This window comes from Ralstonia chuxiongensis (assembly GCF_024158925.1).
GTDB classification, from domain to species: Bacteria; Pseudomonadota; Gammaproteobacteria; order Burkholderiales; family Burkholderiaceae; genus Ralstonia; species Ralstonia chuxiongensis.
Map to the genome: position 1 here is coordinate 672,688 of NZ_JAMYWC010000001.1, position 12,915 is coordinate 685,602.

At 65.1% G+C, this 12,915-nt stretch carries 13 protein-coding genes; 5 read left to right on the forward strand and 8 right to left on the reverse strand.

The window, feature by feature from the left end:
- Position 1: 1 nt before the first annotated feature.
- The 5 genes from NKG59_RS02900 to NKG59_RS02920 all read right to left on the reverse strand — a co-directional run bounded on the left by NKG59_RS02900 (position 2) and on the right by NKG59_RS02920 (position 4,738).
- On the reverse strand, positions 2-1,189 hold the full coding sequence (locus NKG59_RS02900; protein ID WP_253535067.1) for a CaiB/BaiF CoA transferase family protein: 1,188 nt from the start codon (positions 1,187-1,189) through the stop codon (positions 2-4).
- Between the two features lie 71 nt (positions 1,190-1,260).
- On the reverse strand, positions 1,261-2,052 hold the full coding sequence (locus NKG59_RS02905; RefSeq protein ID WP_045201969.1) for an IclR family transcriptional regulator: 792 nt from the start codon (positions 2,050-2,052) through the stop codon (positions 1,261-1,263).
- 20 nt (positions 2,053-2,072) lie between these two features.
- On the reverse strand, positions 2,073-3,077 hold the full coding sequence (locus tag NKG59_RS02910; RefSeq protein WP_253535073.1) for an ABC transporter substrate-binding protein: 1,005 nt from the start codon (positions 3,075-3,077) through the stop codon (positions 2,073-2,075).
- Positions 3,078-3,102: 25 nt separating this feature from the next.
- On the reverse strand, positions 3,103-3,933 hold the full coding sequence (locus NKG59_RS02915) for an ABC transporter permease (RefSeq protein WP_253535076.1): 831 nt from the start codon (positions 3,931-3,933) through the stop codon (positions 3,103-3,105).
- Positions 3,917-4,738: an ABC transporter ATP-binding protein gene (locus tag NKG59_RS02920; protein WP_253535079.1), complete on the reverse strand. Its 822-nt coding sequence runs from the start codon at positions 4,736-4,738 to the stop codon at positions 3,917-3,919. Before NKG59_RS02920 ends, NKG59_RS02915 begins: the two co-directional genes overlap by 17 nt.
- Before the next feature lie 260 nt (positions 4,739-4,998).
- On the opposite strand from NKG59_RS02920, the gene NKG59_RS02925 reads away from it, so the two are divergent.
- Entirely contained in the window at positions 4,999-5,511 is a 513-nt protein-coding gene (locus NKG59_RS02925) for a FlxA-like family protein (RefSeq protein ID WP_315862589.1), read from the forward strand.
- Between the two features lie 157 nt (positions 5,512-5,668).
- A complete protein-coding gene (locus NKG59_RS02930) occupies positions 5,669-7,282 on the forward strand; it encodes a COG3904 family protein (RefSeq protein ID WP_253535085.1) in 1,614 nt (537 codons plus the stop codon).
- Between the two features lie 9 nt (positions 7,283-7,291).
- Here NKG59_RS02930 and NKG59_RS02935 read toward each other — a convergent pair whose 3' ends face one another.
- Positions 7,292-7,999, reverse strand: coding sequence for a GNAT family N-acetyltransferase (locus NKG59_RS02935; protein WP_253535088.1), 708 nt, complete (start codon positions 7,997-7,999; stop codon positions 7,292-7,294).
- A gap of 289 nt (positions 8,000-8,288) precedes the next feature.
- On the opposite strand from NKG59_RS02935, the gene NKG59_RS02940 reads away from it, so the two are divergent.
- Entirely contained in the window at positions 8,289-8,972 is a 684-nt protein-coding gene (locus NKG59_RS02940; protein ID WP_253535092.1) for a hypothetical protein, read from the forward strand.
- A gap of 411 nt (positions 8,973-9,383) precedes the next feature.
- Here NKG59_RS02940 and NKG59_RS02945 read toward each other — a convergent pair whose 3' ends face one another.
- The gene (locus NKG59_RS02945; protein ID WP_253535096.1) at positions 9,384-9,938 is read right to left on the reverse strand and encodes an NADPH-dependent FMN reductase; all 555 of its coding nucleotides are present in this window, start codon (positions 9,936-9,938) and stop codon (positions 9,384-9,386) included.
- 43 nt (positions 9,939-9,981) lie between these two features.
- Positions 9,982-11,199 (reverse strand): cation:proton antiporter domain-containing protein, encoded by a 1,218-nt coding sequence (locus tag NKG59_RS02950; RefSeq protein ID WP_253535100.1) that lies wholly within the window; start codon positions 11,197-11,199, stop codon positions 9,982-9,984.
- Positions 11,200-11,441: 242 nt separating this feature from the next.
- Between NKG59_RS02950 and NKG59_RS02955 the strand changes: the two genes are divergently transcribed.
- Complete coding sequence (locus NKG59_RS02955; RefSeq protein WP_253535103.1) at positions 11,442-12,206, forward strand: CoA transferase subunit A; 765 nt, start codon at positions 11,442-11,444, stop codon at positions 12,204-12,206.
- A 29-nt stretch (positions 12,207-12,235) separates the two neighbouring features.
- Positions 12,236-12,910, forward strand: coding sequence for a 3-oxoacid CoA-transferase subunit B (locus NKG59_RS02960; RefSeq protein WP_253535106.1), 675 nt, complete (start codon positions 12,236-12,238; stop codon positions 12,908-12,910).
- The last annotated feature ends 5 nt before the right edge of the window (positions 12,911-12,915 follow it).

Genomic DNA, 12,915 nt, shown 5'->3' on the forward strand with positions numbered 1-12,915 from the left:
ATCAGATGGCGCCTTCAGCGCGCAAGGCTTCGATTTGGTCGTGGCGGTAGCCGAGCCTGGCAAGCCAGTCGTCGGTATGGGCGGAGAGCGGCGGTGCGGGGGTCTTCGGGCACGGGTCTTCGCCCGAGAGGCGGAAGCCCGCGCGCGTCACGTGCTGCCCCGCTTCCGGGAACGAGGTGACGAAGCTGCGGCCTGTCACCTGCTCGTGCGCCAGCACGCCAGGCACGTCGAGCACCAGCCCAGCTGGCACGCCGGCATCGATCAGCAGCGGCTCCCATTCGGCAGCCGAGCGCGCGGCCAGCGCAGCTTCCAGTGCATCGTTGAGTTGCTGGCGGTGTTCCTTGCGTGCATGACGCTCGGCAAAGCGCGCATCGGTTGCAAGATCCGGATGACCAACCACGCGACACAGCGCGGCAAACTGCTTGTCTTCGTTGGCCGCGATATTGATCAGCCCGTCGCCCGTGCGGAACGTGCCCGACGGCGCCGCCGTGAAGTTCTGGTTGCCCATCGGGTGCGGCGTCACACCGGCATTCAGGTAATTGGAGACGACCCAGCCCATGGTGGCGAGCGTCGATTCCAGCATCGACACATCCACCATGCAGCCCTGCCCCGTGCGTTGCGCGCCGAGCAGGCATGCGGTGACGGCCAGCGCCGCCGTAATGCCGCCGACCGTATCGCTGATCGGGTACCCCACGCGCAGCGGCGCGGATGCGTCATCGCCCGTGACGCTCATCACGCCGGAAATGCCCTGGATGATCTGGTCGTATGCGGGTCTGCCGCTGAGCGGACCATCCTTGCCGAAGCCCGAAATGGCGCAGTAAACGAGGCGTGGGTTGACCTCGCGCAGCACGTCGTAGCCGAGTTCGAGGCGGTCCATGACGCCGGGGCGGTAGTTTTCGATCAGGGCATCGGCCTGCGCTACCAGCTTGAGCAGGATCGCTCGCCCTTCCGGATGCTTCAGGTTGACGGTGACGGACTGCTTGCCCGCATTGACGGCGACGAACGAGGCGCCCATCTTGCGGCGCGCCTGCTCCGGATCAGCGCCTAGACGGCGGGCGAGATCGCCATTGCCGGGCACCTCCACCTTGATGACTTCAGCGCCGAGCAAACCCAGCTGATAGCCGCAGAACGGCCCGGCCAGCACGTTCGACAAGTCGAGCACGCGCAAACCCGCGAGAGGCAAAGCCATGAAAACAACTCCTGCTACACAATCGGCTCCGCCCCTCGCCCCGTTCAGGAAGTTGGGTGTCTTGGCGGCGCCTAGGTTTTCTGGATGAGCTGGGCGGCGAGACGCAGCGGCGCGGGGTCGCCACCCAGCGTGGAAGTGATTTGCGCTGCGTGCTCCAGCACCGGCACGCGCCACGATTGCAGCAGCGCTCCGTCGATGCGCGAAGCCGGGCCGGCAAGGCACAGCGCACCTCGCAGTGCCTGCTGCGCGCCAAACACCGGCACCGACAGGCCGACCGTTTCCCGATCGCGTTCGCCAATCGACACGTAATAGTGATCGCGCCGGATTGCGTCGTACGTGGCGCCTTGCATGCCGGAGAACGCGCACAGCACGCGCCCGCCCGAACCGCGCTCCAGCGGCAGCACATCGCCCTCGCGCACGTGATCGCGGATCGAATGGTTCGAATCCACGCGGTGCAGGCACACACGCACATCGCGCTCGCGGATGTAGAGCGACACCGCCTCGCCCGTGGCCTCGGCCAGCGCGCGCATGTGCGGCAGTACCACGTCGCCCAGACGCATGCTGCGCTGGTAGAGCGCACCGAGCATCAACGGCGCGGCGCCGATCTGGTAACGGCCGTCTTCCAGGCGAAACAGCATGCGGTGCTGGATGAGCGAGCCGGCAAGCCGCAGGATCGTGCTCTTGTAGAGCCCGGTGCGCGCGGCCAGCTCGGCCAGCGTCAGCGCGTAATCGCCGGGGCGGAACGCAAACAGGATCGAGAACGCGCGGTCCAGCGCGGCCACACCCGACTGCCCCGGCGTGGCGGCATCGCCTTCGTTGGCGGCGGCGGTCTCGTTCTGTGTGGTTTGGCGCTCTGCGGTCATGGCGTGTTGGGCGAGACGGTTCACTTGACCGTCTTCAATGCTTGGTCGACGAAGCGGTTAGTGTACGTTTTACTCAGATCGATCTTGGCGTTGCGGATCTTTTCGTCGTAGCTGGAGAGCACCGTCAGCGCCACCTTGGCATCGGCATCCGTCATCAGGCCGTCCTTGGAAAAGATCGGCTTGGAGTGGCGCAGCGCATCGACAAACACGTCGCGCCCGCCCACCTGCTGTTCCTTGGGCATCTTGTCGGCAATGGCCTCGGGCGTGCTGGCATCGATCCATTTGAGCGTGCGGATAAAGGCGTTCACCAGGCGCTGGACGGTCTCGGGATTCTTCGTCATGAAGTCGCGCGTGACGTACAGCGTTGCCGTCGGGTAGCGGCCGCCGAACACGGTTTTGGAGCCAGCATCGGTGCGCGTATCCACCAGGAACTTGGCGGCGCGGCGCTTCTCCAGCAGGCTCGCCACGGGGTCGAAATTGACGAGCGCGTCGATCTCCTTGCGATCAAGCGCCACCATGCCCGGCGCGCCCGATCCCACGGCGATGTACGACACGTCGTTGACCTGCAGACCGTTCTTGATGGCGTAGTAACGCGCAAACAGGTCGGTGGACGAACCGGGTGCGGTAATGCCAATCTTCTTGCCCTTCAGATCCTTGCCGCTCTTGATATCCAGGTCGGGCCGCACCGCCAGCACAATGCCGGGCGTGGTGTTGAGCAGCGCCACCGACACGATGTCCTTGCCCTGCGCCTGGATGTGGATGGTGTGGTCATAGAAGCCCACCACCGCATCGGTCGAGCCGGCAATCAGGGCCTGCAGCGCCTTGCTTCCGCCGGCCTGGAAGTTCTCCACCTTCACGTTGAGCCCTTCCTTCTGGAAGTTGCCCAGCGACTGCGTGAGCGGCACCGGCATGTAGTTCAGGATCATCGAGCCGACCGACAGGCTCACGTCCTTCTTTTCCGGCTCGGCGGCGTTGGCTGCTGTCCAGACGGCCGCACACAGCAGGGCCGAAATCCATCGCTTCATGGTTGTCTCCATCATTGTTATTGGGTCAGGCATTGGTTTCGGGATCAGCCTTCGGGCGCCACACCAGCAACTTGCCTTCGAGCGCGTCGACGCTGCGGTCCAGCGCAATCACAAACGCCGACAGCACGACGATCCCCGAGAACACGCCGGTGGCATCGAACACGCCTTCGGCCTGTGCAATCAGGTGGCCCAGGCCGGCGGACGAACCGAGGTACTCGGCCACGATCGCGCCCATGACCGCCATGCCGACGGAGGCACGCAGGCTCGAGAGGATCCAGCTCGTGGCGGACGGCACATACACGTGGCGCAGCAGGCTGATGCGGCGGGCCTTGAGCAGGCGCGCGTTGGCCAGGATGACGGGGTTGACCTCGCGCACGCCCTGATACGTATTGAAGAAGGTGATGAACAGCACCATCGTGGCGCCCAGTGCCACCTTGGAGGTCAGCCCCAGCCCGAACCACATCACGAAGATGGGCGCGAGCAGGATGCGCGGGATCGCGTTGAAGACCTTGATGAACGGGTCGAGCACCTCGGCTGCGAGCCTGGACAAGCCGAGCCACAACCCCAGGCTGATGCCGAGCAGCGTGCCGATGCCGAAGGAGAGAATCGTCTCGGCCAGCGTGATGGCGAGGTGCGTGTAGATATCGCCGCCGGTGAACCATTCCCAGATGCGCGCGACGATGGACGACGGCATCGAAAAATAGAACGGGTCCACCACGCCCGCGCGTCCGAGGCCCTCCCACGAGCCGAACATCAACACCACCACGGCCAACTGAAACAGGCGGATCTTGGTCTTGTGCGCGAGACCGGCGCGCGGCGCGCCCACGGCAGGCATCGTATTAGTGCTGGACGGCATGGCTCTTCTCCACTTCGGCGCCGAGGATCGACCAGATCTCGCGATACAGGCGGATGAACGCGTCGGACATGTTGATTTCAGACACGTTGCGCGGGCGCGGCAGCGTGATTTCCACATCGCCAACCGGGCGGCTGGCAGGCCCGGCGGACATGACGACCACGCGGTCGGCCAGGGCAATGGCCTCTTCCAGGTCGTGCGTGATGAACAGCAACGATTTGCGGTCTTCCTGCCAGAGGCGCAGCAGCTCGCTCTGCATGAGGTGGCGCGTGTGCACGTCCAGCGCCGAGAACGGCTCGTCCATCAGCACAATCTTGGGCGAGAGGATCAGCGTCTGCGCCATGCTGATGCGCTTCTTCTGCCCACCCGAGAGCTGATGCGGATAGCGCGCTTCGAAGCCGGCCAGGCCGACCTTCTTCATCCACGGACGGGCGCGCTCGCGGGCCTCATCCACCGGCACGCCCTGGAACACCAGGCCGAGAGCGACGTTGTCCAGCGCCGTCTTCCAGGGCAGCAGCGAGTCCTGCTGCATCATGAAACCGGCATTGCCATTGAGCCCGGTCAGCGGCTCACCAAACACGGTGACGGTGCCGCCGGCCGGCTTGAGCAACCCGGTCACGGCATTGAGCAACGTGCTCTTGCCGCAGCCAGTCGGCCCCACCACCGCCACGAATTCGCCTTCCCCAATCGACAGGTCGACGCCTTGCACCGCCGTGAAGCTGCCGAATCGCACCGAAACCTGATTGAGCTGAACCGCCGGCAACCCGGCGTGGACTCGGCCACTGGCGGCCGGAAGGGAAGAAAGCATGGGCGTCTCCTTGAACGCGCCTTATTCGATGCGTTCTGTTCTATGGAATTTAGTTCTATTTTATATACCACCAACATTGGAGTTAACGGGCGTAAACCCGTAAACAGTAGCCAACCGCCCGAAATCGCTCAGCTGCACGCCAAGATAACGCCTGAATTTGTTCTTTCTGAAGAAATTAAGTTCTTACAGACAGAACAACTAGCATTGCAGATTTGCGAGAATTGTTCGCACGAACGCTAAAGTTTTCCGCTGGCCTTCCGATGAAGGGCGTACTGATCAGCGAGATGGCCATGCAACTTTCTTCCCCTTCCGTATCTACTGCGACCGCCGGCGCATCGGGCAGCGGGAGCAATTCGGCCGGCGACATCGAGCGTCTGCAGCGCCAGCTCAAGAACCTGCAGAAGTCGATGCAGGATCTGCCCGCGCAGAATCTGCCGCCGGATCAGGCCCGCGAGCAGGCACAGTTGCTCAGCCAGCAGATTCAGATCGTGCAGGCGCAGATCGCCCGCCTTCAGGCGCAGAACGGTCTGGAGCAAGCGCAAACCCGGTTGGAAAACCGGCACAACGCATCCAAAAACGCTTCGGGCACAGGCAATACCGACGCAGCGGCCAAGGCCCGCACGACGGACAAGGTGACCGGCTCGTCCACGGCGAGCGATGCCCGCCTGCACACCCGCGAGGCAACGCAGGCACAGTCCGCGCAGTCAGCCCACCCCGCCAGCGCAGAGGCCATCACGCCGGCCAAGCCACCGCTGGTTTCGGTCAGGGCCTGACGGGGCGGCAACGCGGCGGCCGCCTTACCTTGATGGCGCCCCCGCCGATGCCTGAGCACCTCCTTCCTCACCCCCTCCCATCGGGGGGACGCCAGCCTGCGGTGCCGACAGCGACAATCGCCGCGCCGCCATCCTGTGTGCGGCATCGAGAACACGCATGACCTCCGCCGCCAGCGACGCCCTGCCCCCGACCGCCCCCGCCGATCCGCATCCGGCGCGCACGCCCTCGCGCAATTTCTTTGCACGCCACTGGCGCGGTGATTACACCCTGGCCCGCTCGTATTGGTTGCACACCGCGCTGATGCAATTTGGCGTGGTGGCGCTCAGTGCCGGTGTCACGCATGCGCTGGCGCACAATGCGCCAGCGCGCGCGGCATCATCGGCGCTGCTTGTGATTTACGTGATGGGATTGGCCCTGTGGATCTGGGCGGTGGTGGGCACCTGGCGCTCCGCCGATCGCGAGCAAGCGCGCAACCGGCTTGCCGGCATGTCAAACCTGTGGCCGCTGATCGCCAAGGTGATGATCGTGTTGGGCGCCGTGGGCACCAGCTCGCGCCTCATCAACGATGGGCCGCGTCTGGGCGCGCATCTGCGTACCGCGCTGGGTGAGCAAGCGGCGTCGCCGTTTACGGTGATGCCGCAACGTGATGGGCGCGCCATCCTCTTCAATGGCGGCATCAACGACGGCGCCGCCGATGCGCTGGAGGCCGCGCTGCGCAAGACGCCAAACGCCGTGGCCGTCGTGCTGCGCTCCGAAGGCGGTTGGCTGCGCGAAGGGACGCTGGTGGCAGATGTCATCCGCCGCCACCATCTGCGCACGTATGTTGAACGCACCTGCGCCTCGGCGTGCACGATCGCCTTCCTGGCAGGCGCTGACCGTGCCGCCGCACCGGGCGCACGCATCGGCTTCCACCGCCCGCGCGCGGTTGGCGCCGATCATGACCAGACCCCCGGCGCCACCGACAGCGAACTCTGGCGTGCATATGCAGACGCGGGCCTGCCCGATGCTTTCGTGCGCCGCGTGCAGGACACACCATTCGACCAGATGTGGTTTCCCACCGCGCAGGAACTGCTGGCCGACCACGTCGTCACGCGCGCATCGCCCGGTGGCGAATACGCAACCATGGCCACGCAGTTGAATACCCGCGAAGCCCTGGCGGCAGAACTGCGCAGCGCCCCGCTGTATGCAACGCTGGAGCGCAAGTACCCCGCGCACTTCAGCCGCTTGATCGACAAGCTGTGGCCAGAACTGCAGCGCAACGTTACCGATGCGCGAGCGGTAACACTGCTGCGCGAGCAGACGGGCAAGCTGTACCGCGCGCTGATCCCGACTGCACCCAACGCGCTGCTCTTTGCCAACGCGCAACTGACGCTTGAGCAGGCCCAGGCCCTGCAGCGCGTGAGCCCGGAAGCCTGCGTGGCTTATCTGGACGGCACGTCCGGGGCAAGCGCCGCTGCCGCACGATTGCCGCGCGCGCTGGTCACCCGCGAGCAGGCCTTGTTCTCCGACCTGATGCAGGCCGCCGACCCAGACCACGCCCCGGTTGTCACACGCGCACAAACCCTGCCGGTGCTGCAACTGGCCGTGGCGGCGCTTCCGCTCAATGAACAGCGCGTGCTGACCGTGCCCGCGCTACGCCACTCCGCGCCGCCAGCCGAACGCTGCCAGGCGCTGATCGGTTTCTCCCGCTCGATCCTGGCCCTGCCGGAAGCCGAACGCGCGCTGGCGCTGCGCGGCATGTATGCCGATACATCCGCGCCCGATTCGTAGCAAGACGCTTCAGACCGAACGCAACGCAGCCAGCGACGCCCGCTGGCGCCCCTCTTCATCAAAGTTGTCGGGTGACAGCCATTGCTCGAATGCGGCTCGCACGTGCGGCCAATCCGCATCAATGATGGAGAACCACGCGGTATCGCGGCTGCGGCCCTTGTAGACCACCGCCTGGCGGAAGATGCCTTCGAACTGGAAGCCCAGCCGCTGCGCAGTCTGCCGCGATGGCGCGTTCAGGCTGTCGCACTTCCACTCGTAGCGCCGATAGCCGAGATCTTCAAAGACGTGCTTCATCAGCAGGAACTGCGCTTCGGTCGATGCCGGCGTGCGTTGCAGCAACGGCGAGAACGTCACCGCCCCAACTTCCACCACGCCGTGATCGGGCGTGATGCGCATCAACGCCAGCGTGCCGACCGGGCGATCCGTGCGCGCGTCGATCACCGCGTATTGCAGCGGATCGCGCTTCGCCGCAATGCGCTCGATATAGGCGCGGTGTGCCGCCATATCGGCGAACGGGCCTTCCACCATGTATGTCCAGACGCGGTCGTCCTGCGCCTGGCTGAACGCATCGAATAGCTCGTCGGCGTGGCGCGCAGCGTCAAGCGGCTCCAGCCGGCAGTACCGACCGGCGAGCACCGTGTGCGGCGGCAGCGGCCGGGCCGTCCAGCCGGGCAGCGATGCACCTATGGGTTGCTGATAAGCGTTGAGCGTGGGCATGCGTGAAACCTGAGTCGAGAACAACAAGGAGCCTTCACCCTACAGAACTTCGTGGCCCCATGAAAAGAGCCATGGAAACGCATCGCGATGGAGCCACACCAACACCCCCACGCGCGGATTAAACCGTTCGATGCCCCGCCACACGCCGATAGCGCGGGTGCGCGCAAATCGATATGTTGGCAGCGGGGGAAGACGGCGCCACACATAGGCGCGGGCATAGCCATTGCTGTGCAGGGGTATGCACGCGCCCACGGAATCGTCCGCCATCTTTTCTGCCAGGAGCCCGCGAGTGGCGCCGTTCATTACAGAGTGGTACCGCCGCTGGAGCCGCGGCGTCCGATACGCATGCGCGGCCGCGTGGATCGCCTTTGTCGGCATGGCGCCATGGAGCCCGGCCCGTGCGGCGCCTAGGTTTGCCTACCCAGTCACGCAACGCGTTGACGCGGGCGCGAGCGTCGCCCTGCCGCGCACGTGGGGCCCATTGCGGCTGAACACCGATACGCCCATTCCTTCCGTTGCGGCGACGATCAACTCGCCATTCGGCCCATCGCGGCTGGTGTTTGCGCAGCAGACCGTAGCGCCAGAGAGCTTCGCGCTGGTGACGGTACGTAAATCCGATTTCGACAAAGGCACGCCGGACTATCTGGAAACCCTGCGCCCACGCGATCTGGCAATCCTGCTCAATCATATGGAATCGCGCGTGCATGGCGATCGCCCGGCCTGGGCCGCCCGCCTCGTGCGCGGCAAGGCCCCGACGCTGCAGGTGCTTGCCGGGCACCGGTTGATCTACTGGGAGGGCGAATGGAGCACCTCCACGTCGCGGACGGTCGTGGTGCGCGGGTACGCGTTCTTCGGCAACGGCGCGGTCTACCTGCTTCGCATTTTCGGCACCGCCGGGCACGACAACCCCGCCGAGTTTGCCGAAGAGGCACGTTTTGCCGATTTGGTGGCTGCGACCTTCCGCACGAAGTAGCCGTCCGACTGTCTCATTGTTGCGGCGCAACAACAAACGTAGCCCGCGTGGTGGCCCCGCCCCTCAAGCGCTGGCCCGGCCACGCAAGCGCTGAAATCTGTTGTTACTCTTGGAACAGTCTGTTCACCCGCCGCTGTATTGTTCTTCCGCATTGCAACACCTACACTTCGTGACAGTTGTTCAGACATCGATTGCCTGAACAAGCAATGCAAGTGTTGTAAGGAGAACAATGATGAAATGGTTGGATATTGGCGCCGTCATGGCCGCCTGGATTGCGAGCTGCGTTGCAGCAGGCTGGCTCATCAGCGCCGCCGCCTTCCTGGCTTAACGCCCCAAACGCCCTAAAAGGCAAAACGGCCGAGCGGGAACCCCTTCCCCGCCCGGCCCTGAACACCCCGGTTGATCGATTCGTCAGGCTGGCTTTTGGCCTGCCCACTGAACGAATCGGTCGACAAACCCCTGCAAGAACTGGCGCGTACGCGCATCCGTCACCCCGCCCTGGGCATCAAAGGGCTCCCCCGCAAAGTGGAAGAAGACCTCCGGCAAGGGTAAGGCCTTCACCCCGACCGCCGCGAGCACATTGCGCAATTGCGCCTGCGACAGCGCCGTCCCGATGGCGCCCGGCGATGCACCCGCAATGCCCGCGGGCTTTCCGCCCCAAACGCTCTGGCCGTACGGCCGCGAACCCCAGTCAATCGCATTCTTCAGCACGCCCGGTATGCCGCGGTTGTATTCCGGCGTGACGAACAGAATGGCATCCACGCCCGCCACCGCGGCCTTGAAGCGCTGCACGGGCTCGGGCAAGTCGGCATCCAGATCCTGGTTGTAGAGCGGAAGCTCGCCAATCTCGATGAACTGCGCCGTCGCGCCAGACGGCATTAAGCCCACCAGCGCCTGCGCCAGCTGGCGATTGAACGACGCCTTGCGCAGGCTGCCGACGATCACTCCGATAGTCAGATTGCTCATAAACGCTCCTTGCGTGCAAAACACTTCAGACCGGCCCTGATACTCAATCAGCCGTGGCCGGCTCTGGGGCCACCTCGCGCTTGAGGCGGTTGATCAGGGCAAACATCAGCGGGTTCAGCAGAATCGACAGAATCGCTGCCGACAACAGCAGCCCACGCGCGCGGTCGGGCAGGATTTCCAGGCTGATCCCCAACCCGATCAGGATGAACGAAAACTCGCCGATCTGTGCGAGGCTGGCAGAAATCGTGAGCGCCGTGCGGTTGCCGTGACCAAACGCGCGCACCACCGCAAACGCTGCCAACGACTTGCCCACCACCACGATCAGCACCGTGCCGAGCACCGCCCAGGGGTCTTCAATCAGCACGCTTGGGTTGAACAACATGCCCACCGACACAAAAAACAGCACCGCAAATGCATCGCGCAGCGGCAGCGATTCTTCCGCCGCGCGCTGGCTGAATTCGGACTCGGCCAGCACCATGCCCGCAAAGAACGCGCCGAGCGCGAACGACACGCCAAACAGCACCGTCGCGCCATAAGCAACGCCCAGCGCCGTGGCCAGCACGCCCAGGCGAAACAGCTCGCGGCTGCCCGTCATGACAATGCGTTCGAGCATCCACGGGATCACGCGGCGGCCCACCACCAGCATCAGCGCGGCAAACGCCACCACCTTCGAGAGCGTGACGGCCAGCACCTTGACGATGTCCCACGTGCTGACCGCCGTGCTGCCCGCGCCGCCCAGCGCCCCGGCCAAGGCCGGCAGCAGCACGAGCGTCACCACCATCACAAGGTCTTCCACGATCAGCCAGCCGACGGCGATATGGCCTTCGTGCGAGTTGTCGATGCCGCGATCTTCCAGCGCCTTGAGCAGCACCACCGTGCTCGCCACCGACAGCGCCAGCCCGAACACCAGCCCGGGGCCCCAATCCCACCCGAGCAGCCAGGCCAAGCCCATGCCCATCAGCGTGGCCAGCGCAATCTGCCCGATGGCACCCGGAATGGCGATGGCCTTGACCGCCAACAACTCCTTCATCGAGAAGTGCAGCCCCACGCCAAACATCAGAAGGATCACGCCCAGCTCGGCCAGTTGCGGTGCGAGGCTTTGATCCGCCACGAAACCGGGCGTAAACGGCCCGGCCACCACGCCCGCCACCAGATAACCGACCAGCGGCGGCAGCCGCAGGCGCTGCGCGATGGTGCCGAAGATGAAGGCCAGCACGATGCCGCCGATGATGGTGGAGATAAGCGGGGTGTCTACGTGCATGCGGTCCTGGAATTGGAATGGGGCGGGTTCAAAGACGAGAGGGGCGGAAAAGCTAGGCGGGGCCGGGGGGCCCTTGTGCGACAACCGTGGCGCGGATTTGTTCAGGTTGCGTCACAACTATAAGGATTGCCCTTTGCGAAACCTTACGAAGCAAATGTCATGCAGAAGACATCGTGCCGAAAACACCGCTCCTACACTGCGCCGCAGACCGCTCGCTCAGGGCGGCCCCAAGGAGACGACACATGCGCTACGCCAACAAAGTCCTTTCCGTGGACGAGGCCATCGCCCACGTCCGCAGCGGCAGCCGCCTGATGCTGGGCGAATTCGTGGGCGCCGGTGAGCCGGCCTGCTGCATCGAGGCGCTGCTCGCCAGCGGCATCGGGCAACTCACGCTCATCACCAACACGCCGGGGCTGCGCGGCGGTTTTCTCAAAGCCCGGCTGTTCAGCTCGGGGCAGCTCGCCGAGTTCATCGGCACGCACGTCGGTACGACGGATGAATCGACGCAGGCTTACCTGACCGACTCCGTGCACGTGGCCGAGTTCTTTCCGATGGGCACCTGGGCCGAGAAAGTGCGTGCGGGTGCGCTGGGCCTGGGCGGCGCGCTCGTGCCGGTGGGCGTGGGCATCCTGGACCAGCCCGGGATGTTTCCCAAGCGGGGGGCGCCCAAGCCGACGATCACCGTCGACGGCATGACCTGCTTCGTGGAGCCGCCCCTGCGCGCCGACGTGTCGATCATCAAAGGCTGGCGCGCCGATACGTTCGGCAACGTGGAGTTTCGCGGCACGGCGCTGCAGAACCAGCGCGATATCGCCATGGCGGGCGACTACACCATCGTCGAGGTGAACGAGATCGTGGAAGTCGGCACGATTCCGCCCGAGCGCGTGGGCTGCCCCGGCGTGTTCGTCAACGCGGTGGTGCAAGGGCTGTCATTGGACGAGCAGCACGCGCTTTACAAGCGCCACTGGACCAAGCTCGGCCGCCTGCCCGCTGCCGCCGAAGCCTGATCGTCGATCGACACAACCAGGAGACCGCCATGCAAGCTCTGCCCGAAACGCCCAAGCAACGCATCGCCGCCCGCTGCGCGCAAGAACTACGCGCGGGCGAAGTCGTCAACCTTGGCCTGGGTATCCCCACGCTCACGGCCAACTACCTGGACGCCGATGCGGGCGTCATCTTCCATACCGAAAACGGGGCCTTCGGCTTTGGCGGACGCCCCGCGCTGGACGCCATCGACAGCGACTTCACCAACGCCGGGTGCGAGCCCATCACCCTGCTGCCCGGCGCGGCGCTAATGGACCTCGCCACGTCGCTGGGCGCAATGCGCAACGGCTACATCGACGTGACCATCCTCGGCGCGTTGCAGGTGGACGCGCAGGGCAACCTCGCCAACTGGGCGTGCGATCGCAACGGCAAATGGTGGCCTGGCATTGGCGGGGCGATGGACCTCTGCTACGGCACGCGCAAGGTGATTGCCGCGCTGGCGCACACCGACAAGCAAGGCAACTCCAAGATCCTGCCGCGCTGCACGCTGCCGCTCACGGGCCAAGGCTGCGTGAGAGTCATCGTCACCGAACACGCCGTGTTTGATGTGACCGATGCGGGGCTTGTGCTGCGTGAAATCCTCTCGCATGCGACACTCGACGACATTCGCGCCATGACGGCAGCGCCCTTTACGCTGGCGCCGCTGCTGCAGATGCGCGCTGCCTGAGGAGA

Excerpts from the sequence above, each read along its gene's own strand:
- NKG59_RS02900 (WP_253535067.1), bottom strand. The coding sequence starts at position 1,189 with ATGGCTTTGCCTCTCGCGGGTTTGCGCGTGCTCGACTTGTCGAACGTG.
- NKG59_RS02905 (WP_045201969.1), bottom strand. The coding sequence starts at position 2,052 with ATGACCGCAGAGCGCCAAACCACACAGAACGAGACCGCCGCCGCCAAC.
- NKG59_RS02910 (WP_253535073.1), bottom strand. The coding sequence starts at position 3,077 with ATGAAGCGATGGATTTCGGCCCTGCTGTGTGCGGCCGTCTGGACAGCA.
- NKG59_RS02915 (WP_253535076.1), bottom strand. The coding sequence starts at position 3,933 with ATGCCGTCCAGCACTAATACGATGCCTGCCGTGGGCGCGCCGCGCGCC.
- NKG59_RS02920 (WP_253535079.1), bottom strand. The coding sequence starts at position 4,738 with ATGCTTTCTTCCCTTCCGGCCGCCAGTGGCCGAGTCCACGCCGGGTTG.
- NKG59_RS02925 (WP_315862589.1), top strand. The coding sequence starts at position 4,999 with ATGAAGGGCGTACTGATCAGCGAGATGGCCATGCAACTTTCTTCCCCT.
- NKG59_RS02930 (WP_253535085.1), top strand. The coding sequence starts at position 5,669 with ATGACCTCCGCCGCCAGCGACGCCCTGCCCCCGACCGCCCCCGCCGAT.
- NKG59_RS02935 (WP_253535088.1), bottom strand. The coding sequence starts at position 7,999 with ATGCCCACGCTCAACGCTTATCAGCAACCCATAGGTGCATCGCTGCCC.
- NKG59_RS02945 (WP_253535096.1), bottom strand. The coding sequence starts at position 9,938 with ATGAGCAATCTGACTATCGGAGTGATCGTCGGCAGCCTGCGCAAGGCG.
- NKG59_RS02950 (WP_253535100.1), bottom strand. The coding sequence starts at position 11,199 with ATGCACGTAGACACCCCGCTTATCTCCACCATCATCGGCGGCATCGTG.
- NKG59_RS02955 (WP_253535103.1), top strand. The coding sequence starts at position 11,442 with ATGCGCTACGCCAACAAAGTCCTTTCCGTGGACGAGGCCATCGCCCAC.
- NKG59_RS02960 (WP_253535106.1), top strand. The coding sequence starts at position 12,236 with ATGCAAGCTCTGCCCGAAACGCCCAAGCAACGCATCGCCGCCCGCTGC.